The following is a 24,082-nucleotide window of genomic DNA, read 5'->3' as shown; positions in this document are numbered from 1 at the left end:
CATCGCGCGTCGCGCCTGCGATAGGTGCCTCGTGCAAAACCCGGCGCGGATGCCGCCCGCCGGATTCGTGTCGCACGCCCGGCCGCGGTTCATTGCATGATGCGGACCCGAACGACGAGAGATTCCGCGCCCACGCGGCAGTATCGTTCCGTTGCCGGTCTCGCAGGAGGCGCCGCATGATCCGGAGGTTTGAATGAAGTCCAGCTCGCGGCTGCGGGCAGGTCTCCTGCTGCTCGGCGCCTGGCTCGCGAGCGGCGCGGTTCATGCGCAGCCGTTCCTGCTGCGAGGTGTCGCGGAGGTCGCAGCGGGCACGTCGCACACCTGTGCGCTCACGCTGGCCGGAAACGTCCTGTGTTGGGGCATCTCCAGCAGCCTGGGGAACGGCACCTACACCGACAGCGCATACCCGGTGGTCATCGAGAGCATCGAAAACGCGGTGGCGATTGCGGCGGGTGGCTCGCACACCTGCGCACTGCTTTCCGATGGAAGCATTCGATGCTGGGGCTCCGGGGGAGCGGGACAACTTGGCGACGGCGGATTCCTGGAACGCCGCACCCCGGTCGCGGTGGTCGGGATCGACGACGCCTCGGCAATCACCGCCGGCAAGGAGCATACCTGCGCACGCGTCGCCGACGGGGCGGTCAAATGTTGGGGGCGCGGCCAATCGGGCGAGCTCGGAGACGGGCTGGCCGAAGGAAGCGCCGTTCCGGTGTCGGTTGCGACGTTGACCGGTGTCGCGATGCTGGATGCAGGCGAGCGCCACACCTGCGCGGTAGGAGTCGACGGCTCCGTCGCGTGCTGGGGCAACAACGATGCCGGGCAACTCGGTGTCGGCACAGAGGGATTCAGCGCCGTGCCGGCGGTTGTCGCACAAGTCGCGGATGCCGGCGGCATCGGCGCCGGAACCGATCACACCTGCGCAATCGTCGATGACGGGCAGGTGATGTGCTGGGGCGACAATACGTCCGGACAACTGGGTCTGGGCCACACGGATCCGACTCAGGCGCCGACCCTGCTTCCGGGAATCGACGGAGCGACCTCCTTGTCAGCGGCTGGCCACACCTGCATCACGACCGCGGAACAACGCGTCCGGTGTTGGGGCCGCAACACGTACGGCCAGAGCGGAACAAACGATACCGCCCCCGCGCTGTCGCCAACCACCGTGATCGATTTCGGACAGCCCGTTTCCGTCGCCACCGGTGGCGGACATAGCTGCGCGGCAGTTGCGGACGGCCGGGTGTTCTGCTGGGGAAGTGCGTACGATGGTCAATTGGGGACCGGCCACTTCGGCGGCTCCGCTACCGCAGTGGACGTGCTCGGAATAGACGACGCCGTCGGACTGATTGCCGGGGGCCATCACACGTGTGGCATCCGCGCCGGCGGTTCGTTTGTATGCTGGGGCGACAACAGCTTCGGCCAACTCGGAAACGGTGGTTCCCCGGACCTCGCGACGCCGCAACAGGCGGTCGACATCGAGGCGGTGTCTTTCGCGGCCGGGCATAACCACTCGTGCGGGCTGGAGTCGGACGGACACGTCAGCTGCTGGGGCCTCGGCGACGAAGGGCAGCTGGGAATGCCACCCAACCAGCAGACTGCGGTGCCATTGACCGTGCCCGGCATCCAATCCGCAGTGGCGATTGCATCCGGATCCAGCGCAAATCACACCTGCGTGCTGAATGCCAACGACGCCGTGCAATGCTGGGGCGCGGGCTTCGCCGGCGAACTCGGCATCGTGGATGGAAGCGTTGTCGCCATTTCGGGCGTGAACGACACACGGGCACTGGGTGCAGGCCGGACGCATACCTGCGCGGTCGATGGCGCGGGGATCGTGCGATGCTGGGGTGACAACTACTGGGGCCAGTTCGGCAACGGCGATGTTGTCGGACACTTCGGAGTGGCTGTCGGGGTCGAAGGGGCCACGGCCGTTGCCGGCGGCCTGGCCCATACCTGTGCACGCATGGATGGAGGCAGCGTCATGTGCTGGGGAGCGGGCCTCGGTGGCGGTGGCACCGGCGTCCGTGGGAGCAATCTGTTCCCTGCGCTCGTCAACGGAGTCTCTGCGGTGAGCGCGATCGCTGCAGGGGTCGATCATACGTGTGCATTGTCCGAAGACGGAATCGTGAAATGCTGGGGATTCGGACACCGCGGGCAGCTTGGCAATGGGGACTATCGCAACGCGACCGTGCCGGTGAAAGTCGAAGGGGTGACCGATGCCATTGCCTTGACTGCAGGGTTCTTCCACAGCTGCGCGCTGCGGTCCGGCGGCTCGATCAAATGCTGGGGCGACGGCGCATCGGGCCAGCTCGGTAACGGAGCGTTCGCTTACGTTCTCGTGCCGTCACCGGTCGAACGCTCGCCGACGGTGCTGCGCGATGGTTTCGAGTAATTCCGCGCGAACACTCGTGCTGCGCCACCGGGACCCGCGCACCGCGGGATCGCGACGGCGCTCGCGGGTCGGCCACGGGCTTCGCGGGGCAGCGCCCTTTGCCTCTGCACTTCCGAGCAAGCGATGAACGCGCCTGCGATCCGCGGGTTGCTGCTCGCCGTGCTGCTGTCCGGCGCGGCGCACGCGCAGCGGCCCGTGTCGAGCGTCGAATCGCAGGTGATGCAGGGCAGCGACTACCTGCACTATCACCGCGATCTGAAGTACCGGCTCGAGGGGCTCGCGCATCTGGACAACGCGGAATTGCCGCAGGCGCATGCCGCGTTCGTGCGGGCGTCGCGGTATGCCGACAAGCCGTCGCAGGCGATGGTCGCGCAGATGCACTGGCGCGGGGACGGCGTCCCGCGCGACCGCGCACTCGCGTATGCGTGGATGGATCTGGCGGCCGAGCGCGGGTATCCGTCGTTCGTCGCGCTGCGCGAGAACTACTGGGTGCAGCTCACGCCGGCGGAGCGCAGCGCGGCCGTGGAACGCGGCCGGGCGGTGTTCGCCGAGCATGCCGACGCGGTGGCGAAACCGCGCCTTGAGCACCTGCTGCGCAAGAAGCGCACCACCTTCACCGACAGCCGCGTCGGAGTCGTGGCGCGCGGACTGAAGATCCTTGTCGTGGAGCCCGGCACCGGACTGTGGGCCCGCGCGCCGCGCGATCAGGTGCTGGCGACGGAATTCTGGAACGCGGACCGCTATTTCGCGTGGCAGGACCGGCTTTGGGCGCGGCCTCCTGCCGGCGTCGTTTCGGTGGGGCAGCCGATCGCCGACGACGGTCCGGACCCGAACGCGGAGCCGTAGCCCGCCGACGCGCGCTGCAGGCGTGCCGCGCAGTGATCGTGCGGTGCGCCGATCGGTCAGACCGGTGCCGGCAGCCGCGGCGCGTCGGGCGCGGACTCGAAATCACCATCGAAGATGAAGGCCGTGTCGATGGTCACGTCCATCTCGATGCGGTACAGCGTTTCCAGCACTTCGTCGAAGTCGGCCGTCAGCGCGGGAACGTAGTTGCCGGTGTTGCGGATGCGCAGCAGCAGCGGCCGCACGGGCAAGCCGGGCGCAAGATAACGCGCGGTGATCGTGTAGCGGCCGATCGGTACGTCGCGCACCGCGGGCCCGTCCGGCGTGCGTTCCCCGCGTGCGACGATGGCGGCACCGACGCTTCCGTCGACGAGCGGACCCACCGGGGTCAGGGTCAGTTCGACGAAATCGGTGTCGAGAAATTCGCCCGGAAACTGCGGATCCTCGAAGCCCTCGAAGTAGTAGATCACCGACATGCCGTAGGTGCCCAGGCCATCGCGCCGCTCGCCGCTGAGTTTCCACGTGAAGTTGCGGACCGCGCCGACATTTCCGGCAAATGCGTCCACCGAATCCGGATCGAGTTCGAGCACGAAACGCTTGCCGTTGTAGGTGCGCGTGATGCGCGCGCTGCCGACCCATGTGCCGGGTGGATGGCGGGTATCGACCGCGTAACGTCCCTCCGCGTCCGTCACGCCGATGGCGTTGATGTCGTAGAACTGGGTGTTGTCGGCGATGACCTCCACGCCTGCGAGCGGCGCACCGCGCGCATCGACGGCGCGGCCGAGCATGCTTCCGGGCTGTGGCGACTGCGCCGGCGCGGTGGCGGCGCATGCGAGGAACAGCAGCGCGCCGCTGACGCGTGCGCGGAGGTTGACGAGGTGCATGGCGAAGCCTTCGGTCGGCGGCGGGGAATGTCGAACGGACGACTGGATCCGCTAACGCGGCAGCGGCGCCGGACGTATCGGCTGCACCCGGGCGATGCGACGAGTCGAGCAGTCGGCACGATCGATCGCAGATCGCATCGCCAACATGATGTTTGAGCAACGGCTGCGGCGGCGCCGCGGCCGCACCTTACGCCGAGCGTGTCGGATCGGTCAGCGGCTCGCGCAGTTCGCGCGGTTCGGCCGGGTGGCGGGTCGGCATGACGCTGGGTTCGCGTTCGAGCATGCGTCGCACCAGCGGGTCGCCCGGGCCCTGGTGCAGCTCGCGCAGCCGTTGCGGGATGCGTGCGTCGTCGAGCGTGATGCGGTTGTTGTGGCGCACGTATTCGAGCCACGTCGGCGTCTTGTAGCGCTCGATCCACAGCATCGGATCGGCGACATCGCGCAGCAGGCGCCACTGCAACGCCCCGTCGCGACGGCGGATGCGGCGTCGGTCCGCCATCGCGGACAGGAATTCGACGATGTCGTCCTCGCGGATGCGGTATTCGATCGATACCACCACCGGGCCGCTCGATGCCTCCACCGGCACGGCGGTGGCGGGCGCGGTCCACTCGCGCAGCGGCGCAAGGTTGCGATCCTCGGACTGCGCCAGCGGCCACCACAGGCCGAGCGCAGCGCAGCACACCAGCACGCCCGCCGCGCACAGCAATGCGGTGCCGATGCCGTGCGCGGCCGAGACCTCGCCCCACAGCCAGCTGCCGCCCGCCATGCCGCCGAACGCGGCCATCTGGTACAGCGACAGCGCGCGCGCCATCACCCAGCGCGGCGCGGACAGCTGCACGGTGACGTTGAACGTGGACAGTGCCAGCACCCAGGCCGCGCCGCCGAGCACCAGCACCGCCATCGTGAGCGCCAGCATGTCGGCCGCGCCCGCCACGCCCGCGGCCAGCGCAAACGCGAGACAGGCAACGCGCACGATCGCCTCGCTGCCCAGCCTGCGCCGCAGCCACGCGCTCGACACCGCGCCGCCCACGGCGCCGACGCCGAACGCGCCCAGCAGCAGGCCGTACGTCAACGGACCGCCGCCGACCAGCACCTTGGCGATCAGCGGCATCAGCGCCATCAGCGAACTGCCGCCGACGCCGAACACCACGCTGCGCAGCAGCACGAAGCGGATCGACGGCGACATCGCGGCGTAGCGCAGCCCGGATGCGATCGCGAGTCCGAGCGTCTCGCGCGGCAACAGCGGTCGCTGCGCGGGCGGCCGCCAGCGCGCCAGCACGACCAGCAGCGCCACGTAGCTGAGCGCGTTCACGCCGAACGCCATCGCCGCGCCGCCGGCCGCAACGATGACGCCACCGAGCGCGGGCCCGGCGCTGCGCGCGATATTGAAACCCATGCTGTTGAGCGCCACGGCCGACGCCAGCTGGTGGCGCGGCACCATGTCGCCGACCGAGGCCTGCCACGCCGGCGCGTTGAACGCCGCGCCGCAGCCGATGAGGAAGGTGAAGAGCAGCAGCAGCCACGGCGTGACCAGGTCGAACCACGTACACAGCGCCAGCGTCAGCGACACCAGCAGCATGAAGGCCTGTGCAGCCAGCATCACGCGCCGCCGATCCAGGCCGTCGGCCATCGCGCCGGACACCAGCGACAACAGCATGATCGGCAGCGTCACCGAGGCCTGCACCAGTGCCACCATGTGTTCGGAGGTGGCGATCGACAGCATCAGCCACGCCGCGCCCACCGACTGGATCAGCCCGCCGAAGTTGGACGCCATGCTCGCCAGCCAGATCTGGCGGAACACCGGATAGCGGAACGGCGACAGCGTGGACACCGCGGGGCGTTCCGCCTCCGCGGCCGCACGCGGCGCTGCGTCCTGCCGCGTCATGCGCCGCGCAGGTCCAGTTCGTGGTGGATCAGCACCACGCATTGCGAGGCGAACAGCATCGTCGAGCCGAGCGCGATCTTCGTCGCGCCCAGGCGTTCCAGGCTGTGGAAGGTCTTCTTCGGCATCGGGATGTGGTCGGTCAGCAGGAAGCACGGATTGTCCGGAAACGCCTGTTCGCGGATCGGCGTGCCTTTCCTGTCCATCACGAACAGCGCGTGGGTCCGGGACAGCTCCTGCACCAGCCGCTCGAAGCTGACTGTGCGCACCGTCACGCCCGGCTCCACCGCGCGCGTTTCTTCCTTGGCCATGCCCGCGGACACGTCCAGCGCCCGCGCCACCTTGCGCAGCAGGGACTGTTCGTCGAAGCCGCCGACATCGCGCATCGCATCGGCCTCGACGCGGATCGTGCGGGAGAAATCCTGGGTGCTTTCCAGCACCAGGTACACCGTCACCCCGGCCCGGTGCGATTGCGCGACGAAGATCGCGTTCATCAGCGTGTGCGCGAGGATTTCGGTGTGCGCGTCCTTGCCCACGCCCGCCAGCAGCCGGGCGCTGTCGGTGGGGGCAGCACGCGCACGCAGGACGAAGGTTCGCATCGTGGCCGGAGGCATCGGGTGTCCTGTCGAAGAAAACGCAGGCGGCCATCGAACGGGCGACGCGCGGCATCGCGTCGGGTCCGCACGGCCGGCATGCGACAACCGCGAGGATAGCGCCGGAGCGCGGCGCAAGCATGCGTGACGTCGGTGGCGAATTGGATGCCGATGTCGAGCACGCACGACAAGCGTCGCGGACGAGCGTGCTAGCGTCCGAGCACGGCGAACGCATCCCGCGTTTTCCGATGACCAGGAGAGGCTGCATGCACCTGCCGGCTCGACCGCAACGCATCGCACGTGCGTTGCTGCGCCAGATTCCACCGTTGATCGCTGCCGTCGGCATCGCGTCCGCGTCCGCCGCCGCGCCCGCCCCCGAGGACGTGCACGCACCGCTGCAGATGGAGGCCGGCACCTGGGATGCCGAAGTGACCTTCTTCACCGCCGACGCACCGTCCGGCCACGCACGCGGCGTGCAGACCAACCGGCTGCTGGCCAACGGCCACCGCATCGTCAACGAATTCCGCATTCCGGCGGGCGACGGCCGGCCGCCGTACGAAGGCATCGGCGTGTGGGGTTACGACACGGTCGCAAAGGCCTACGTCGGCACCTGGAACGACACCAACGATCTCTCGGTGCGGATCGACCACGGGTACTGGCATGCGGCCGAAAAGACGATGGTGTGGTCGTCGAAGGTCAACGACGGCGCGGGCCACTTCGTCGATTATCGGATCACCGAGGAATTCCGCGGCGACGAGCGCGTGTTCACGTTCTATCAGCTGGGCATCGTCAAACCCGATCCGCATCCGCTGGTGAAGATCGTCTTCACACGTCGCACCGAAGCGGACACCGGCAGCAGCTGAGCGCAGGCGCGGCGGCCGCACGCACCGCCACAAACGAACCGGGCCGGCACGCGGCCGGCCCGGTCGATCGACGGACGCGCCGGCGTCAGATGCCGGTCCAGTGGCAGAACTCGATCACCGTGACATTCAGCCCGCCGGACCAGTTCGCCAGCTGCGCCTCGCAGCTGGCGTTCGAGGTGGCCGTGATGTGGTGGTACTTGTAGGTGTGGTAGGTGCCGTCCGGCGCGTGGTGCGGGGCGATGTAGCGCACCGTCGCTTCCCAGATTCCGTATGTCGGCTCCACCGGACCCGGTCCACGCGGCTCCCAGTTGAGCGGCAATGCGCTGGCAGTCTGCACGACGGTGCCGGCCAGCAGCAGGGCGGCGGCGGCAAGGGTGGTCTTTTTCATCGATGGTCTCCCGAACGGATGTGACTGTGCCCGCGACGATGCGGGTCTCCGCAGCCTAGACGCCCGCTGCCGCCGCGGGACGCCGCACACCGCGCGAAGACGGGACCATCTGGGCACACGGACCCGTGCAGCGGGAACGAACGGGTCGATTAGCGTGGATTCGGGCTCCGGCGCCGGGCCACGGTGGCGACTGCCCGTCTTCGTCGATGGCAAAACCGCGCGATCTTTCCCGTGACAGCAAAGGAGCTTCAACGTGCGCGTGCGAGCCGTGCGTTGGATTGGTCCCATCCTGTCGTGTTGCGAGGAGTCCGCGATGCATCCGATGCCAGCCTTCCTGCGGTCCACCGCCGCCACGTTCGCCTTGCTTGCGCCTGCACTGCTGGCGCCCTGCCCGGCCCTTGCCGCCGACGCCGTCTTCTTTGGCCCCACGCCGTATCTGTCCGCTGCCGACACCCCCGACGGCTTCGCGTCCGGTGCGATGGCGATCGAGGATTTCGAAGACGGCAGCGTCGATTCCAGGCTCGTCCGGTCGACATCGTCGATCACGCCGCCCGGCGGTATCACCGATTCTGTCGACGCCGACGACGGCGCCATCGACGGCTCCGGCAACGGCGGCACCAGTCTGTTCGGTGCGTCGATCCGCATCGGATTCACCGAGCCGTTGCCCAGCGCCGCAGGCATGGTGTGGACCGACGGCGCGGCGGCGGACGTCACGTTCGAGGCGTTCGGGCCGGACGGCCAATCGCTCGGCAGCGTCGGGCCGGTGCCGCTCGGCGACGGCTCCATCTCGGGCACCACGGCCGAGGACCGATTCTTCGGTGCGCGCCATGCGGGCGGCATCTCCGCGATCGCCTTCACCAGCGCCGCCGTGATGGAAATCGACCACGTGCAGTATGACGCCGCCGGTGCGGTCGAACCCGCCATCGCCAGCACGCTGGAGGACGGCAATCTCGCGCTGCTGCTGCCAACGCCCGACGGCAATCTGCCGTCGCCGGCGCAGACCGCACTGGCCCTGCCGGTCGATGCCCGCCCGCACGGACTCGCCTTCCTCGGTGCACGTTCGGCACTGTTCTCCGATTTCGCGCAACCGCGACTGTTCCGCGTGGCGCTTGACGACGCCGGCACGGTGCAGACCATCGCGCTGTCCGGGCGCAGCAACGGCAACGGTAGCCTCGCCGTGGAACCGCATGGCATGTATGCGCTGAGCATCGGCGAGAGCAATGGCGCGGAGCGGGTCGGCGAAGCGGTGGTGCTTAATTTCTCGGTCGATCCGCCGCTGGTGACACCGATGCCCGCCGGCCTGCGCGTGCGCGGCTTCGTCACGGCCGCGATCGATTTCGCGCCCGACCGCCGCGCCTTCGTCTGCCATGTCAACGGCGTCAGCGTGCTGCGCCCGCCCTACACCGCCATCGACATCGCCCTGCCGTTTCCGCCGGTGCTGGCGTCGCCCAGCATGTGCCGGCTCACGCGCGACGGCACGCGCCTGTTCGTCACCCGCATGCTGAGCGAAACCGAGCCGACGGTGAACGCCATCCGCACCACGGCGGCGCCGTTCTCCGCCGCCAGCACGTTCGTCGAGATCCCCGCGCCGCCGGACGTGCAAGGCCTGGGCCCGATGGCCGTATCGCCCGACGGCCAGGCGCTGATCGTCGGGCAGCAGTTCCTGCTTCCGCCCGCGTTCGCCGGCGCACGCGCGCGCGCCTTCATCGTGCGTGCGCCGTTCGACGAGAACGCGACTTGGACCGAAATCGAGCTTCCCCCAGGCGTGAACGGCAGCAGCTGCAGCGACGACGGCGCCGTCGACGACTGCCCCGGTTTCGAACACATCGAAGTCAGCGCCGACGGCTCGCTCGCCATCCTCACCGGCAACAGCAGCAGCGAACTTGCAGGCGCAGCCGACGCCGTGCCGGCCGTCTTCGTACGCAATCCGTTCGACGACGCCACGCGCAGCGCCGTGGCGGTGCAGCTGGCACCGGAGGCCGGCACGCCTGGCCGGGGCGCGGGCGGCGTGCGGTTCCGCCCGGCGCGGATCTTCGGCGACGGGTTCGAATGATGTCGTGAGCCCGTGCCGGCGCACGCGCCGGCACGCATCGCGGCCGCCAGGCAGTCGGCCGGCAGGTGAGAGATTTGCGCAAGATGCGACACATCCTGTGCGAGAAGCGCAGCCGGGGTCGTGGCGGGCGCTCATCCGGCCGACGCGGGGGCATCCATGAAGTATCTGATTCTGTTTTCGCTGGTTCTGCTTTGCGCCTGCAGCATCAACCATGGCGCCTATCGGTCCTCCGGATGCGCTGACGGCGCGTGCCCGGCGACGGCGGACCTGCCGGCACTGTGCTCGTCCGGACGCAGCCTGTCCTGGGAGCCCACCGGCTGTGTCTCCGAACCCGATGCAGGGGTTCCTTACGCCATCGCAACCGTGGAGATCGACGACTTCGGCGACCTGTGGGACCAGGGACAGCTGCAGCGCGCGAGCGACGCGCTCACGCGCCTGAAGGACAAGCAGGTGCTCTTTCTCGTGTTCATCCACGGGTGGAAGCACAGCGGCCATCCCGACGACGGCAACTTCCGCTCGTTCAGGAAGATCGTGATGTCGCTGCGCGGCGGAGCGGTGTGCGATGCCTTGCAGGGGAAGCAGGCAGGACAGGCCTCGGACGGGTGCGCGATCTTTGGTCTCTACCTGTCCTGGCGCGGCAACTCGCTCGGCGACGGCCCGGTGTCGAACCTGTCGTTCTGGGATCGCAAGGCTGCAGCGATCCGCAGCTCCGACATCCCGGCCTCGAACGTCCTCGCATCGCTCATCGGCCAGGTCGCGCAGCAGGACCGGGACCGACTGGGCTTCCTGAAAGGCGAGACCAGTCTCAACGAGATCTTCCTCAATGCCTCGCGCATCGCGCTGATCGGACATTCCTTCGGTGCGCGCTTCCTCGAAGGAGCGATGGGACAGGTGCTTGTCGGTCGCAAGGAACTGGCGACGCGGATGAACGTGACGCAGCGCGTGCGCAGCATCGACGGGGTGCTGGAATCGCGGGCATCCATGATCGACGCGATCGAGCGGCTGATCACGCAAGTGCGGGCCGAACAGGCGAATGTCGCCCGGCAGATCATCGAACTGGAGCTGCAACTGGCGCAGCTCGGGGGAGCTGACAACGCCGGCAAAAGCGACGCCGAGCTCGATTCGCTGGTTGCCGCAGCCTACAACGCAGACGCGCTGCGTGAGGTGTCGAACGCATTGGAGCGCCAGTGGCGCAAGACCAGGATGGCGCTGGACGATGTGGCGGACGTGCTCGAAGCCAACGACCCGAGCGGACGACGCGCCGATGTGATCGCGTCCATGCGCGACACCGACGCAAGCTACCGACGCTCGCAAGCGTTGCTCGCTGAAGCGCGCGCAGTCGAAAAACCGTCGCTGGACCAGATCAGATCCGGCTGCACGGTCGAGGGCGCCGGCATGGCCTTCCTGCCGTCGCTGGACGGCGCACAGCTGGGCACATTGCGCGAGCACACGAGGAAGCTGCAGATCGCGGTAGCGCAGCTGTCGGAAGACGTCGACCCGTTCGAGCGGACGCGACTGCGCGGCCTGCTTCCCGACAGATCGCTGGCGCGCGACAGGAACGCCCTCGCCGTGAATTTCGACGACCTCGCAGCGACCGTGCAGCAGTTGACCGACGACGGGAACGATGCGCTCGACGCCGTCTGCGGTGTCAGCAACGCACGCGAACGCCTGCTGACGAGAATGCAGGCGCTGGCCCAGCAGCGGCAGACGCTGGCGGCCCAAACGCAGCGCATCGGCGAATTCGCGTTCGAATCGATGGAGAATTTCCGCAAACAGTCCGAGGACAGCGAGACGTACGTCAGGGAACTGCTGCTCGATACCGTGGAACTGATGCGTCCGCCTGCCGATGTCGCGCTGATGGTCAATCCGGCCACCGAGGGCATCCGGGCGGAGCAGATGATCCAGTCGATGGCACGCTGGAACACCTCGGCGGAGAAACTCGTCGGCGGCCACTACGAGCCTTCGCCGATGATGATCCAGGTTGCAAGCACGGGCGACTTCGCCACTGCTCGCCTGTTCTCCATGGCGGGTCAGATCGGGGACGCGCTGCGTCTTCGCGCTCGACCGGGCAACGACCACGACCCGAGCAGGCCGATGGATCTCGGTCCGCAGGCCGACCTCGTGCGCAGGCCGGCGCCGCAGATCGCATCGGCACTCTCGCACCGCGCTTGCGTGAACGATGCGCTCGGGGAGGCAAGCAACGAAGGCACGGCCCCGCTGTTCGCCGCCTCTTTTCTGCGCGCCCTCGAAGGAACGCATTCGGCAGGCACGGGCGCCAGCTTTTCCTACCTCGCCGACACCGAGCACGACGGCACGAAGGCGGTGTGGATCGTTCCTGCCACGACGGTGGACGCCCCTCTGGGCAATTGCGACGCGCCGCGGATCGAGACGGCGCAATCCTCGTCGTCGCTCTGGGTCATTTCCGGAGGGGACAAGTTCATGCCCGGACACAACGATGTGTTCGGCGGCGCCATCGGCGGCCTGCTCGGATCGCTGCTGCGAAAGTCCACCACGTTCACCTACAGCTGCCCGCAGCAAAGTGCACACACGGAACCCGAAACGGTGTGCGGGGCGTATCAGCGCGTTCAACTGCAGAAGGCGGAGCTCCGCAGGCTGCAGCAGACGCTGGAGAAGGAACTTGCAAGCGATGCCGTCGGCCTGCCCGATACGCCGCTGGCCGCACGCAGCCAGAATTTGCATCGATAGCCGCCACCTCACGTTGCCGGCTCGCGGCCTGTCGCATTTGCCATGCCGCGCGTGTTGCGTGTCCGGAGCCGTGCCACCGGTCCGGAGGCAGACAGGACGGGTCCGTCGTCCCGGAGGGTGAGAGATCGTCGCTCCTGGAGACAGCACCGAGCGAGATTCGTATCCACACAAGGGGAACACCATGCGCACTCTTTCGGCGGGCATTGCAGTCGTTTTCCTCTCTGCATGCACCGTGTTCACGCCGCCTTCCGAACGGCCGATCATCAAGCATGAAGTCGGAATCGGATGGGGAGACAACAGGTTCGAGACGCTCGCGGCGACCGCCGATCGCCGTGTCATTCTCGTCTCTCCGGCGCGCGACCGGGCGTGCGCGGAGCCATCACCGGATGCGCTGGTCAGCCTCGCTTCGTCCGTCGGTGCCTCGCTGGGCGCCTCCAAGGCCGATGTCGCCGAGCTGCAGACGGCATTTGCGCGCGGCCTGGCCGTGAACACGAGCCCGATCGCGCATCGCACACAGGGCCTCGCCTTCTATCGCGACATGGCATTCCAGGCATGCCAGCTGTGGATGAACGACGTTGTCGATCAGGCCAAGTACATGACGATGCTGCAGGAGGCCGCGACGCTGGCGGCTCCCCTGATCGCCCAGGAAGTCGCATTGCTACCGCAACTGTTCGGCGACAAACATCAGGGCGCTGAAGCTGCAACCGCTCCGACGCTCAGCTACCCGCCGCCAGCCGCAGAAAAACCGGCCATTCCGCCGACACCCGAGCCTTCGGAGTCTTCGGAGCCCACGGACGACGCGCCCACGCCACAGGCGCCACCCGAGCAATGAGGACCGGGGCTGGAGGGGGATCGAGTCGCGCGGACCGCCTCGCGCAGACGCGTCGCGCTACGCCAGAAAGCGAGCAGGCGCACACGCTGGACGAGCCCAAAAGCAGATCGGTGCGTTCCCGCCCCGACCAGTAGATCTGCAAACCTGATCGGTAGTACGACGCATCACGCACCGAACCGGCTCAGGCGGCAGCTGCTGTGTGTTACTGCGTCGGGCACACGGTACGCGAGTACCGGTGACGCGTGTCCGGGACTGTGGTGCCGCCAGCCGGCGACAACGCCGGTGGCGCGCCGGATCGACGCGCCACCGACGCCACACACCTTGTCTAGTGCTCCAAGGTCGACTCGGACGGCGCCTCGAATCCGTTCGAGAAGATCGGCATCGGGATGACCACGTTGGTGTCGGTGGCTTGATCGTCGCCGGTCTGGATCGCCATCGTGCCGGCGGGGGGCGTGAGTTCCACGCTGTGGATCGCGAACGTGCCCGCCTGTCCGAGCATCGTGCCCACCACCTCGAAGTGCATCGCGTGGCCCGCCTCCATCGCCAGCAGCAGGTCGAAGGTACCGGTGCCCACGTCGGGCACGGGGCACGTGGCGCTGGACTCCGCCTGCAGGCACTGCCAGTCGAGATTGCCGAGGCCGATGACGTCGCTGGTCATGCGCAGGTCGGTCACTGCACTGGGACCGGCATTGGCGACGACCACGGAATACACGGTCGATCTGCCCGTGGGCAGGCCGAGCACGCCGTCGTCGATGTCGACACTCACGTCCACCATCGGCACGATGCTGGCCGATCGCGTGACCTGCGGCGCTGCAGCGTACTGGCCGTTGCCCGCCTGGTCCGCGGTCAGCGTGCAGGTGCCGGCGGACACGATCAGCACGATGTTGTCGTCGACCGAGCACACGGACGGCGTGCTGCTGGCCAGACTCACCGGCAGGCCGCTGCTGGCCGTGGCGGTGACGTCGAGCACCGTGTCGGGCACGAAGGCCTGCGGCGTGGGGACCGTGAGGACGATCGTCTGCGTGGCCAGGAACTGCGCCGTCACGCTCCCGGCGGCCTGCACATCGGCAAGCGTGCAGGTGGCACCGGCGCAGTCGCCGCTCCAAGTCTCGAAGACGAAGCCCGGATTCGCGGTGGCGGTGCAGGTGCTGTCGCTGCCGTGCGGGACGGGGTTGGGCGTGCAGCTCACCACACCGGCGCCCGCCGGGCTCACCGTCGTGTCGATCGGGTAGGTATTGAGCGTGAAGGTTGCCGTGACATCGCAGTCCTCCGTGACCGGTCCGGTCGTGTAGGGCGACGTGATGCCAGGCGTCCCGCCGCACCCGCTGATGTCGGTGAGGGTGTAACCGACATTGGTGCTGACGGTGCAGGTGCTCGTATCGCCTTCCAGGACAGCGGCAGGATCGCAGACCACGCTGCCGCCCTCGAGCGGGCTGGCGATCCCGGTCACCACGTACACGGGCGACACGTCGATCGTCGCCGACGTGCCGGTGATGGCCGGCGCGACGGCATCGGTCGCGGTGATCTGCTGGTCGCCGGTGCCATTGAGCGTCGCGGAGAACGTGCCCTGGCCGGCGACCAGGGCAACGTCGGCGGGCAGGTCCGCGGTCGGGTCCGTGCTCGTGAAATGCACGGTGCCGGAGTAACCCGGGTCGCGGAAGCCGTTGGCATCGAGCGCCACGATCTCGAAGTCGAACGCCGCGCCCTGGTTGACCGACGCCGGTGCAGTGATCGCGAACTGCGTCGCCGCGCCGATGACCTCGTAGTGGATCGCGCCGTTCCACACGCGCGGCTGGAACACGCCGCCCGTGCCCGCGGTGAACGGATATTCCATGCCGCCGCCTTCGTAGAACGTCATGACGGCGTCGGACGAGAACACGTTGCCCACGCCGGTGCCGTCGGAATAATTGACGGACACGGACGTGGTGGCGGACGTGATGTAGAAACCGTGCGTCTGGCCGGGGGTGAGGATGATCGGTTCGTCCAGCGGCACGGGCACGAAGCTTCCGGTAAACGTCACCTCGCCGGACTGCATCAGGGTCCAGGCGGGCGGGTCGTTCGCGAACCCGTTCCACGTCCCTTCCTTGTAGTGGATCTCGTACGGCATGTTGCCCATCGGGCTGATGTCGAACTGGGTGATGGCCACGTTCTGGTTGACGGTCAGATCGAACATGTTGCCGCGGTGGTTGTTGCCGGCCGTGGTGGCAGCGGTCAGCACCGCGGCGTTGAGGCCCGCGGAGGCGGCCATGAGTATGACCAGGGCGAACAAACGCAACATCCGGCGCATGCGCGAGAGCGAAGCGTCGCAGGCGGTGCGCGTCGGTCCGACGCAGGGAAAGGAAGCATCAAACATTGGCTGGACTCCGTGGCAAGACAGCAAGCGACCGCACCGAATCGGGCGGGGCATTCCGCCGCCGCTCGGGCTTCGTCGAATTGATTTCAATCCATGGCGCACTGCGCCGGTCCGCGCCCGCAGGCGCCATGTTCCTTCGCCCCACGGCATCCATCGGATCGTGAATCGACCGCGAAAACGCGGCATACATCCGCGCGCTAGGCCGGAGATCGATTCCGACCTGCCCGCCCTCGCCTTCCGCGACAATCGCCCCGTCAAGACGAGTGTTCCCCGCAGGTGGATCCCACGCTGGCTCTTTCATGCTGCCCCCTGTATCGGATTGCGCCCCCGCACAACGCCCGCAGGCACGATGTTGCGGCCGGAGTCTCGACCATGCAACCGGGAAAAGGGCGGACAACCTGTCACCGTGCGGCTCAGCGCTGAGCAGTGGAATCGGGTGGGGCGCCCCGCGGGTAACGTTGGCGTGCCTGGAGGCACTGGTGTGCGAATCGTCGCCGACGACGACACCGCCGCGTCCGCGGCCATCTCTCGGATGCAACACGGTCGGCACTGTTTCCGCGCCGCCATCGAAGCCGCGCGGCCCCGGTGCACCGGGCCGGAGCGCCCCGGACGTCCCGGCGATTCCCCCGATGCGGGGCGACGATTTCCATCTCGCGCGGATTCGATCTGCCACACAGGCATCGGACCGGGCTGACCCGGTCCGATGCCCAAACATCTTCGACGCGCGGATTCACTGGCACCGCCGGGGTTATGTCCCCCGGATCGGCATCAATACACCCGCACGCAATCCTCGACCACCGAACCGCCGTTCTGCACCCAGATGGTGAGCTGCTGCTGGCAGTACGCCATCGTCGTGCCGGACACCGTGTGGTAGCTGAAGGTGTAGTACATGCCGCCGGGGCCCATATGCGGATTGATTTGCCGCACGCGCCCTTCGAAATACCCGAAATCGGGCTCGCGCGGCCCCGGATCGGCCGGCTGCCAGTTGATCGGTGCGGCGCTCCCCGTCGAGACAAGCGCACTGGCCAGCAGGGCGGTGAACAGCGAACGAACGATGGTTTTCATCTTGACTCCGTCGACATGCATCCCGCGGATTGCGGGCGACGGAAGCCTAGGCAGTCCGTGCGGCGCTGGGGGCGGTATGGCGCCGGTTTTGCGGGCCATCTGGGACCGGCGTCCTTGTGGCGGGAACAAACGGGAACAAGCGCCGCACGACGCATCGGCGTGCGGGGTATTCCTGCGCGAGCACGCCCGGCTTTTCACCGACGTTCCCGCATGGCCCTCCTGCCCTCGCGGGACGTTTCGGCGCATCCCGTCAAACGCCCGGCGCTGCTCGGCTCTCGAGTCGACCGTCGCTTCGCCGGCTCGGCCTGGCGAAGACATCCAGACCCGTCGTCCCGGCGAACGCCCACTGCTGTCCGGGGAAAAACCAAGCCCCATCATCCGTCGTCCCGGCGAAAGCCGGGACGACGAGGATGGGATGGTCCGGACGTCGAGTTGTGCTCCGGCTTCGTTGTGATGGAAGCCTCATCACAACGCACAACGCGGCCCATGGCACCGATTTTTGACCGGACAGCAGTGGGCGAACGCCGGGACCCAGCGGCGTTGCTCGGCATGTTCGAACCACCGTGAACCGCGAAACGTCACTGGGTCCCGGCGTTCGCCGGGACGACGGTAGGGGAACACTTGCGTTGGCCGGACAGCCGCAGGCACTGTCGTGGATTGCGGGGACGCGGAAACACCGGACCGTCCGCCACGCAGGCGTTCGTGCAGATGGATTCGATTCCACCATGACCCGCACCTTGCGCCGCGTGGGCACCTCTGGCGCCGTGGCGCGTCGCCCGCTGTTCAGCCCAGCGCATCCCGCCAGTGGCGCCACCACTGCTTCGGCGGACGCGGAACCCTGTCCCACCAGGCGTCGATGGCGTGGGCACTGCCCGCAGCCCACGCAGCGCGATGGCGGGCGTCGGTCGCCGGCACCTCGAGCAGCGTCGCCAGACGCGGATACAGCGGGCCGTCGGCGAGCGCCGGGTAGCGCGTCAGCAGGCTGAGCAGGGTGACGGCGTCGGCGGCTGTGGCAAGCGTCGCGACGCGCCGTTCGGCGTCGGCATCGCGCAGCCCGCGTGCGAGCTGAACGTCGATCCGGTCGACCGCCGCGCCGAACTGCGCCGAGGCCGCGATGCTGCGCGGAATGCCGGCGCGCAACGCCTCGAAGCCGATGTCGTACCCCGCAGGCACCAGGGTGTCCTGCCCGCCGACCGAGTGCAGCACCCAGCCGCTGCGTACTGACATGCGACCGCGCCCGTCGGCCGACGTCCACAGATCGAACTCGCAGCCGAGGTCGACCACTTCCGAGGCCGCCCCGAGCACGCCGAAGTAGCCCGGCGGTGCCCAGATGCGGGCGCGGATGTGGCCGCTGTCGAGCGCGATGCGATGCCGGCCGGCGCGGGTTTCGAGCAGGGTCACGCGGCTGCCGGGCGACACCTCGATGCTGCCGATGCGCGCCACGTCGATGCGTGCGTGTTCGTCCGCCGCCGTGGCCAGCGCGCCTCCCACCGGCAGCGCATCGATCCGCGCCACGCCCGATACGCGCCATGCCGCACCGTCGCTCCACGCCAGGCGCCAGGGCAACCACGCGGCCACCAGCAGCATCGCGGCCGTCGCCATCATGGCGGCGATGCCGACCGGCAGACGCCAGCGCCGCCGCGGCGTGCGGCGTACCGGCGTCCATACGACGCCCTCCGCCGGCACGTGCCGGTAGACCTGCAGCAGCCGTTCGAGCCGTGCCACGTCGTCGTTTGCCGACGGGTCCGGCGACCAGAGCGAGTCAGGGCGCAGCGACATCGGACATCTCCTCGGGCGCCGGCGCAAGGCCGAGCGCGGTGCGCAGCTTCGCCATGCCGCGGTGCAGGTTCACGCGCACGGAGGCGGGCGTGAGCCCGGTCAACGCGGCGATTTCCGGGCCGCTCATGCCTTCCACCAGGCGCAGCAGCAGGGTCTCGCGATAGGCCTCCGGCAACGAGCGGATGGCGCGCAGCACCCGCTCGGCTTCTGCCGAGGCATCGGGCCCGCTCGTCTCGCTGGCGTGTTCGTGTTCCTCGTCGAAGGCGTCCTCGCGCGCCGGCGTGCGCGGCAGGTTGCGGCGCGCGATCGCCGCGATCCACGGTCCGAATTTCGGCGTCTCGCGCAAGGCATGCAGCCGCGAGAACGCCAGCGCGAACGTTTCCTGCGTGAGCTCGTCGGCCAGCGCGCGCGTGCCCATGCCCAGATGGATCGAATGCACCAGCGGCGCGAACGTTCGGTACAGCCACGCGTAGCCACCCTGCGAACCGGCGACGGCCGCGCGGACGTGGCTTGCGATGTCGGACGGCGTCACGGGCGGCCGCATGCGATTCCTGTCGGGCATTCCACCAGCAAGAGGGCGCAGCGCGCGCAGGTGTTAACAGCGGGCCGCAGGTTAACGGTGGCCGCCTTCGGCCGCTCCTGCCGCATGACCCCATCCACACCCGGAGCACGCCCACATGCGCCTTGCCTTGCCCTTCATCATCCTCTTCCTCGCCGCGGGCGCACACCACTCGGTTGCAGGTACTCCGGCGCACACGCCCGTCGTCGGTCTGCCCTGCGAGGGCTGCGACGCCGCACTCGCCGGCATGCCCGCGCAACCTGCCTCAAGCGTACAACTGGCCCCGCCGGGCGAGCCCGGCGAGCCGCTGCGGCTCACCGGCATCGTGCGCGACGCCGCGCAACGCCCGCGTGCCGGCGTGATCGTCTATGCCTACCAGACCGATCACACCGGCATCTACCCCGCGGCCGTCGACGCCCCGACCGACGCCGCGCGACAGCACGGCCGCCTGCGTGCGTGGGCCGCGACCGACGCGGGCGGCGCCTACACCTTCCACACGATCCGCCCAGGCAGCTACCCCGACAGCGATATGCCGCAGCACATCCATCTGCACGTGATCGAACCCGGCTGCGCCACGTACTACATCGACGACGTGATGTTCAGCGACGACCCGCACCTCACGCCGCGCTTCGCGCGCGAGCTGGACATCGGCCGCGGCGGACACGGCATCGTCACGCCGACGCGTCGCGACGGGGTCTGGGAAGCGCAGCGCGACATCGTGCTGGGCCGGAACATCGACGGCTACCGCGACTGCACGCCGCAGCGCGATGGCCCCACCCCGTGAGCCGCAGTGTCGAGGCACGCCACGATCCCGTCGCACGACGTTTGCACTGGATCGTGGCGATTGTGCTGCCGATGCAGTTCGTACTCGGCTGCGTCGCCGAACGTGCCAGCAGCAGACAGATCGCCGACGCGGCGCTGGCCTGGCACGTGCAGCTCGGTGTCGTGCTGCTGGCACTGACGCTGATGCGTCTGGGCTGGCGGCTGTGGCGCCGCATCCCGACTGCCGTGCATGTCGCCGACCCCCGGCAGCGAATCGCCGCACGATGCGTGCACGGGTCGCTGTACGTGCTGCTGCTGGCATTGCCCGCGGCGGGCTACGTCATCGTCGTCTGGATGGGCGAGGACCTGCGGCTGCTTGGCCTCGTCGACATGCCGCGTGTCTTCACGCCGCCGGCGGATGACGAAACCGGCCGGGCGATCGCGTGGTACGTCCACGTGTATGGCGCCTGGTTCCTTGTGGCGCTGATCGCGATGCATGTCGCTGCGGCCGCGTGGCATCGGAGGGCGAAGAACAGCGTGTCCACATCCACGGTCAGCGGTCGGCGAACGCGGAACGTCCGTGCGCGTGGATGATGCTGCGGATCGCTGACCGCACGGGCCGTGCCCGGCCCTCCCGATTCACGGCCCCGCCGGGCACGGCGTCGATTCCCCCGGATACATCACGAATCGCGCGTGCCGATCGAAGTCGGTCGCATCGCGGTCGAAGGTCGCGACCGTGAGATGGCCGTCGAGTCGCACGCACCAGTTCCAGATGAACGTGTCCTCGCCGTGCATGCCCAGCGATTCGACCTTCCATTTGCGGATCTGCGGAAACGCCGCGACGCCGTCGCGATCGGTCGTCACCGCCATGCGGAATTTCTCGTACTGGTTCGGGTACGCCTGGCTCACCAGCCGGACCGTCGCACCCGCGAGCGGCGTCCCGTCCAGCGAGACCACCGCGGCGGAGGCCGCCGGCAACATCGCATCGCCGCCACGCTGCGACGCACACCCGCCGAGCGTCATCGCGCCCAATCCAAGAACCAGTGCAACCAGATGACGCATGAACTCCCCTCCCCGTCGATCGCGATCCGTTGGTGTCCGCCTGCGCGCGGCATCGGCGTTGCATCGATCGTACTCCGACGTTCCCACGGACGCGGTAACGGTGCGATGACGATGCGATGACGGCTGTCACATTGCCGGGTCGCCGCGGCATGGCTCATCGACGCACGAAGCAACCGTGCGCCGCGCCCGCCACGCGCGTGCTGCCGCGATGCCTGCTGCCGCGCGCGCTCGCAACACAACACTCCGCAACGTCCACACCGCCGGCGATCAACGTTCTTCTCGTCAGCCGACGAGTGCCTGGAGGTGCGCCAAGCGCGCCGCAAGATCCGCTTCAATTTTCCCGACGTTCGTCACATTTAGCCGCCACGCGCTCAGTCGCGTTCGAATTCGTCAAAAAAAATCAGCGTGGCATCGACCAATGTACTTGCCTCCGAACGGTTGTTGTCGAGATCGACATCGTAGGAATTGGGACTGCTGACGGTTGCTCTCGCAGTCACCGATGTCCCGCCGGGTGCGTTCACGATGGCCGACCATTCGAATCGGAGGATGGACCCAACGCCGAGATCGAAACGGGAAAACAAGCTTCCGACGCCGCTGGAATTCGTACCCTCCGGGCAAGCGGCCGTCGATTCATTCGCAAGGCAGCGCCACTGAGCGTCGGTCAATCCTGCGGGCAGGTTGAGCCTGAGCAAGGAGCCGACATCGGGATCAAGGCCGCTGCTGTCGACAGTAATGTCGTAGCGCAATCGCGCGCCGGGGCGGGTGGTGCTGCGCGGCTGGCTCAGGTGAACGCCGACATTCGTCCGCGGCGTGCCCCGCGCCCGCACCGCGACAAGCCCAGCCTCGAGAGCGTCGTATTCGATGAACCGGCCACCGACGAACAGAACCGACGGATCGGCACTGTCGATCGCAAGCGCTGACACCGTTGCACTCCTCCCGAGAAACCACCGCGGATCGATCCGCCCGTCCGCCTCCAGTCGTGCCACGCGGTCCGCGTAACGGTCGTCCATTTCAATGAAATCGCCGCCGGCGAACAGCCCGCCATCGGAGTCGAGTGCCAACGCCCTCACTTCCCCGTCGGCGCCGGGGTTCCAGGTCTGATCCACGACCGCCGGACCGGACGCCGAAATCTTGCCGATATTGGCCCGCGCCACACCACCCAGCGTGTCGAAATAGCCGCCGACATACAACTGGCCTGCGCCATCGTCGAGCGCCAATGCACGAACGGTGCCTGCACGTGGTCGCCATTGCGCGTCGATTGCCGCGCTACCGCGCGCGGAAACCCTTGCGAGGTTTCCGATATCGGTGCCGACGGTTTCGAAGTCGCCGCCGATATAGAGATGACCAGTCGCCGACAGCGCTACGGCATGGACGACACCGTCCACATCGGATCGCCACAGCGCATCGGCCTGCCCCGATGTGCCGGACAGCTTCGCGATCGAACCACGCACCGCACCACCCGCGGTGCCGAACTCGCCGCCGACGAACACAGCGCCATCCGTGTCCACGGCGAGCGCGAGCGCGGCCCCATCGATGCTTGTCGTCCATGACGACAGCGTGCCGTCGGCGTGAAGCTTTTTCACATAACCCCAGGTGGGGTTGGCAGTCGATCCGCCCCCCACATACAGGCTCCTGTCCGGGGCCAACGCCAATGCGTGGACGTCGCTGTCGGCATCTGCGCTCCAACCGGCATCCAGCGTTCGGTCAGGGTTGAGACGCAGCAGATTTTTTCGCGGCAGACCTCCAGCCTTGTCGAAATAGCCGCCCACATAGGTGCCGCCGCCCGGGATCGGCAGGACGACAGTAACGCGCCCGTCGTTCGAGGCATCGACGGCATCGTCCACCGTGCCCGCCAGATCGAGCCTTGCCATCCCGAGCGTCGAGGTCGTTCCCACACGTCCGAACAATCCGCCGACATAGATGTCGGCCTCGTCGGGAATGACGGCGAAGACGGCGCCATCTGGCGCGGGAACGAATGTCGCATCCGGAGCGCCAGTACCGCTCAACGGCACTCGCGCCAGGAATGGAAAAGACTGTCCCCGCATCCTGGTGAACCACCCACCCACATACACCCGCCCATTGCCATCGAAACTCAACGTATTGACGGAGCGATCCGGATCCGGCGCCCAGGCACGATCGAGGGTGCCGGACGCGTCGACGCGTGCGAGATTGCGGTGGGGCACACCGTCGAACGTCGTGAAACTGCCCCCGATATACAGATGCGCTCCGATCCTGGCCAGCGCATCGACGGTGCCATTTGGCGAAGGATGCCAGGCCGGATCGACGGCACCGCTTCCGAGGCTCGACAGCCTGGCAACATGTTTTCGCACCAGACCATTCACGGTGTCGAATGCGCCACCAAGGTAGATGTTGTCGCCATCGAGAAGGAGGCGGTGGACCCAGAAATCGACATCCGGAGCCCACGCCGTGTCGACCGCACCATTCGCATGCAAGCGGGCCACGTACTCCTGGGCGACGCCGCCGACATAACGGAACCTTCCGCCGATGTACAGCTTCCCGTTGCCGGAAATCTGGATCGTCGTGACCTCGTCATTGGGGGATGGATCCCACGCGGCATCGAGCGTGCCGTCGGCGTTCAACCTCGCGACATGTCGCCGTACCACCGGACCGGGGCCGACAACGCTGAAACTGCCACCGATGTAGATCCGGCCCATGTCGTCGACAGCGAGCTCATACACCGACCTGTCTGTCGACGCCCGCCAATCGGGATCAAGCGAGCCATCGACGCGAAGACGCGCGAGGTTGTATCGGAACTCGCCGTCAACGCGTGTGAAGTTGCCTCCGAGTATGACGCTGCCATCGGATTGCCTAGCAACGGCATACACACTGCCATGCACGCGCAGCCCCAGAAGCGGGTCGTCCAGCGGCTCGACCGCGCGCACCTGAAACGCCAAGAAGGCGAGGACCACGACCGAACCGGCACGCAGAACAAAAGACAAGGCCGAGCGAAGAATCACGTACCCTCCAGCAAGAAACTGCAGAACTTATTTCACTGAGCATACCACGACAGTCGGCCACCTCAGATTCAAGCGCAACCAAACAATGTGGGAC

At 67.9% G+C, this 24,082-nt stretch carries 18 protein-coding genes; 8 read left to right on the top strand and 10 right to left on the bottom strand.

Annotation, left to right across the window (positions count from 1 at the left end; all coding sequences use genetic code 11):
• Positions 1–193: 193 nt before the first annotated feature.
• Both HNQ52_RS09580 and HNQ52_RS09575 read left to right on the top strand, forming a co-directional pair.
• On the top strand, positions 194–2,386 hold the full coding sequence (locus HNQ52_RS09580) for an RCC1 domain-containing protein (protein ID WP_183960919.1): 2,193 nt from the start codon (positions 194–196) through the stop codon (positions 2,384–2,386).
• A gap of 123 nt (positions 2,387–2,509) precedes the next feature.
• Positions 2,510–3,232, top strand: coding sequence for an SEL1-like repeat protein (locus HNQ52_RS09575; RefSeq protein WP_183960918.1), 723 nt, complete (start codon positions 2,510–2,512; stop codon positions 3,230–3,232).
• A gap of 56 nt (positions 3,233–3,288) precedes the next feature.
• Here the strand turns inward: HNQ52_RS09575 and HNQ52_RS09570 are convergent, their stop codons facing one another.
• The 3 genes from HNQ52_RS09570 to trmY all read right to left on the bottom strand — a co-directional run bounded on the left by HNQ52_RS09570 (position 3,289) and on the right by trmY (position 6,594).
• Entirely contained in the window at positions 3,289–4,113 is an 825-nt protein-coding gene (locus tag HNQ52_RS09570; protein ID WP_183960917.1) for a carboxypeptidase regulatory-like domain-containing protein, read from the bottom strand.
• 187 nt (positions 4,114–4,300) lie between these two features.
• Positions 4,301–5,998 (bottom strand): MFS transporter, encoded by a 1,698-nt coding sequence (locus HNQ52_RS09565; RefSeq protein ID WP_183960916.1) that lies wholly within the window; start codon positions 5,996–5,998, stop codon positions 4,301–4,303.
• Positions 5,995–6,594, bottom strand: a complete 600-nt coding sequence (gene trmY / locus HNQ52_RS09560) for a tRNA (pseudouridine(54)-N(1))-methyltransferase TrmY (protein ID WP_183960915.1) — start codon at positions 6,592–6,594, stop codon at positions 5,995–5,997. The genes HNQ52_RS09565 and trmY overlap by 4 nt, the downstream gene beginning before the upstream one ends.
• Positions 6,595–6,854: 260 nt before the next feature.
• Here trmY and HNQ52_RS09555 point away from each other — a divergent pair, with 260 nt between their 5' ends.
• Positions 6,855–7,451 carry a DUF1579 family protein gene (locus tag HNQ52_RS09555; protein WP_183960914.1) on the top strand — a complete coding sequence of 199 codons (597 nt, stop codon included), beginning with the start codon at positions 6,855–6,857 and terminating at the stop codon, positions 7,449–7,451.
• An 85-nt stretch (positions 7,452–7,536) separates the two neighbouring features.
• Here the strand turns inward: HNQ52_RS09555 and HNQ52_RS09550 are convergent, their stop codons facing one another.
• A complete protein-coding gene (locus HNQ52_RS09550; protein ID WP_183960913.1) occupies positions 7,537–7,839 on the bottom strand; it encodes a hypothetical protein in 303 nt (100 codons plus the stop codon).
• Between the two features lie 313 nt (positions 7,840–8,152).
• On the opposite strand from HNQ52_RS09550, the gene HNQ52_RS09545 reads away from it, so the two are divergent.
• From HNQ52_RS09545 to HNQ52_RS09535, 3 genes are all read left to right on the top strand, one after another.
• Positions 8,153–9,892, top strand: coding sequence for a hypothetical protein (locus HNQ52_RS09545; RefSeq protein ID WP_183960912.1), 1,740 nt, complete (start codon positions 8,153–8,155; stop codon positions 9,890–9,892).
• A gap of 156 nt (positions 9,893–10,048) precedes the next feature.
• The gene (locus tag HNQ52_RS09540; protein ID WP_183960911.1) at positions 10,049–12,598 is read left to right on the top strand and encodes a hypothetical protein; all 2,550 of its coding nucleotides are present in this window, start codon (positions 10,049–10,051) and stop codon (positions 12,596–12,598) included.
• 181 nt (positions 12,599–12,779) lie between these two features.
• The gene (locus HNQ52_RS09535) at positions 12,780–13,430 is read left to right on the top strand and encodes a hypothetical protein (protein WP_183960910.1); all 651 of its coding nucleotides are present in this window, start codon (positions 12,780–12,782) and stop codon (positions 13,428–13,430) included.
• 325 nt (positions 13,431–13,755) lie between these two features.
• On the opposite strand, the gene HNQ52_RS09530 is transcribed toward HNQ52_RS09535, so the two are convergent.
• The 4 genes from HNQ52_RS09530 to HNQ52_RS09515 all read right to left on the bottom strand — a co-directional run bounded on the left by HNQ52_RS09530 (position 13,756) and on the right by HNQ52_RS09515 (position 19,171).
• A complete protein-coding gene (locus tag HNQ52_RS09530) occupies positions 13,756–15,678 on the bottom strand; it encodes an InlB B-repeat-containing protein (RefSeq protein WP_183960909.1) in 1,923 nt (640 codons plus the stop codon).
• A gap of 873 nt (positions 15,679–16,551) precedes the next feature.
• Positions 16,552–16,848, bottom strand: a complete 297-nt coding sequence (locus HNQ52_RS09525; protein WP_183960908.1) for a hypothetical protein — start codon at positions 16,846–16,848, stop codon at positions 16,552–16,554.
• 783 nt (positions 16,849–17,631) lie between these two features.
• On the bottom strand, positions 17,632–18,627 hold the full coding sequence (locus tag HNQ52_RS09520; RefSeq protein ID WP_183960907.1) for a hypothetical protein: 996 nt from the start codon (positions 18,625–18,627) through the stop codon (positions 17,632–17,634).
• A complete protein-coding gene (locus HNQ52_RS09515) occupies positions 18,611–19,171 on the bottom strand; it encodes an RNA polymerase sigma factor (RefSeq protein WP_183960906.1) in 561 nt (186 codons plus the stop codon). Before HNQ52_RS09515 ends, HNQ52_RS09520 begins: the two co-directional genes overlap by 17 nt.
• Positions 19,172–19,304: 133 nt before the next feature.
• Here HNQ52_RS09515 and HNQ52_RS09510 point away from each other — a divergent pair, with 133 nt between their 5' ends.
• Both HNQ52_RS09510 and HNQ52_RS09505 read left to right on the top strand, forming a co-directional pair.
• The gene (locus HNQ52_RS09510) at positions 19,305–19,970 is read left to right on the top strand and encodes a dioxygenase family protein (protein WP_183960905.1); all 666 of its coding nucleotides are present in this window, start codon (positions 19,305–19,307) and stop codon (positions 19,968–19,970) included.
• Positions 19,967–20,542 carry a cytochrome b/b6 domain-containing protein gene (locus tag HNQ52_RS09505; RefSeq protein WP_183960904.1) on the top strand — a complete coding sequence of 192 codons (576 nt, stop codon included), beginning with the start codon at positions 19,967–19,969 and terminating at the stop codon, positions 20,540–20,542. The genes HNQ52_RS09510 and HNQ52_RS09505 overlap by 4 nt, the downstream gene beginning before the upstream one ends.
• Positions 20,543–20,587: 45 nt before the next feature.
• Here the strand turns inward: HNQ52_RS09505 and HNQ52_RS09500 are convergent, their stop codons facing one another.
• Positions 20,588–21,010: a carboxypeptidase regulatory-like domain-containing protein gene (locus HNQ52_RS09500; protein ID WP_183960903.1), complete on the bottom strand. Its 423-nt coding sequence runs from the start codon at positions 21,008–21,010 to the stop codon at positions 20,588–20,590.
• 371 nt (positions 21,011–21,381) lie between these two features.
• Entirely contained in the window at positions 21,382–23,988 is a 2,607-nt protein-coding gene (locus tag HNQ52_RS09495) for a hypothetical protein (protein WP_183960902.1), read from the bottom strand.
• Between the last annotated feature and the right edge of the window lie 94 nt (positions 23,989–24,082).

The organism is Chiayiivirga flava (assembly GCF_014202825.1).
GTDB classification, from domain to species: Bacteria; Pseudomonadota; Gammaproteobacteria; order Xanthomonadales; family Xanthomonadaceae; genus Chiayiivirga; species Chiayiivirga flava.
The sequence above is the reverse complement of the archived record's forward strand: the minus strand, read 5'-3'. Positions and strand labels throughout refer to the sequence as shown.

Excerpts from the sequence above, each read along its gene's own strand:
- HNQ52_RS09580 (WP_183960919.1), top strand. The coding sequence starts at position 194 with ATGAAGTCCAGCTCGCGGCTGCGGGCAGGTCTCCTGCTGCTCGGCGCC.
- HNQ52_RS09575 (WP_183960918.1), top strand. The coding sequence starts at position 2,510 with ATGAACGCGCCTGCGATCCGCGGGTTGCTGCTCGCCGTGCTGCTGTCC.
- HNQ52_RS09570 (WP_183960917.1), bottom strand. The coding sequence starts at position 4,113 with ATGCACCTCGTCAACCTCCGCGCACGCGTCAGCGGCGCGCTGCTGTTC.
- HNQ52_RS09565 (WP_183960916.1), bottom strand. The coding sequence starts at position 5,998 with ATGACGCGGCAGGACGCAGCGCCGCGTGCGGCCGCGGAGGCGGAACGC.
- trmY (WP_183960915.1), bottom strand. The coding sequence starts at position 6,594 with ATGCGAACCTTCGTCCTGCGTGCGCGTGCTGCCCCCACCGACAGCGCC.
- HNQ52_RS09555 (WP_183960914.1), top strand. The coding sequence starts at position 6,855 with ATGCACCTGCCGGCTCGACCGCAACGCATCGCACGTGCGTTGCTGCGC.
- HNQ52_RS09550 (WP_183960913.1), bottom strand. The coding sequence starts at position 7,839 with ATGAAAAAGACCACCCTTGCCGCCGCCGCCCTGCTGCTGGCCGGCACC.
- HNQ52_RS09545 (WP_183960912.1), top strand. The coding sequence starts at position 8,153 with ATGCATCCGATGCCAGCCTTCCTGCGGTCCACCGCCGCCACGTTCGCC.
- HNQ52_RS09540 (WP_183960911.1), top strand. The coding sequence starts at position 10,049 with ATGAAGTATCTGATTCTGTTTTCGCTGGTTCTGCTTTGCGCCTGCAGC.
- HNQ52_RS09535 (WP_183960910.1), top strand. The coding sequence starts at position 12,780 with ATGCGCACTCTTTCGGCGGGCATTGCAGTCGTTTTCCTCTCTGCATGC.
- HNQ52_RS09530 (WP_183960909.1), bottom strand. The coding sequence starts at position 15,678 with ATGGCCGCCTCCGCGGGCCTCAACGCCGCGGTGCTGACCGCTGCCACC.
- HNQ52_RS09525 (WP_183960908.1), bottom strand. The coding sequence starts at position 16,848 with ATGAAAACCATCGTTCGTTCGCTGTTCACCGCCCTGCTGGCCAGTGCG.
- HNQ52_RS09520 (WP_183960907.1), bottom strand. The coding sequence starts at position 18,627 with ATGTCGCTGCGCCCTGACTCGCTCTGGTCGCCGGACCCGTCGGCAAAC.
- HNQ52_RS09515 (WP_183960906.1), bottom strand. The coding sequence starts at position 19,171 with ATGCGGCCGCCCGTGACGCCGTCCGACATCGCAAGCCACGTCCGCGCG.
- HNQ52_RS09510 (WP_183960905.1), top strand. The coding sequence starts at position 19,305 with ATGCGCCTTGCCTTGCCCTTCATCATCCTCTTCCTCGCCGCGGGCGCA.
- HNQ52_RS09500 (WP_183960903.1), bottom strand. The coding sequence starts at position 21,010 with ATGCGTCATCTGGTTGCACTGGTTCTTGGATTGGGCGCGATGACGCTC.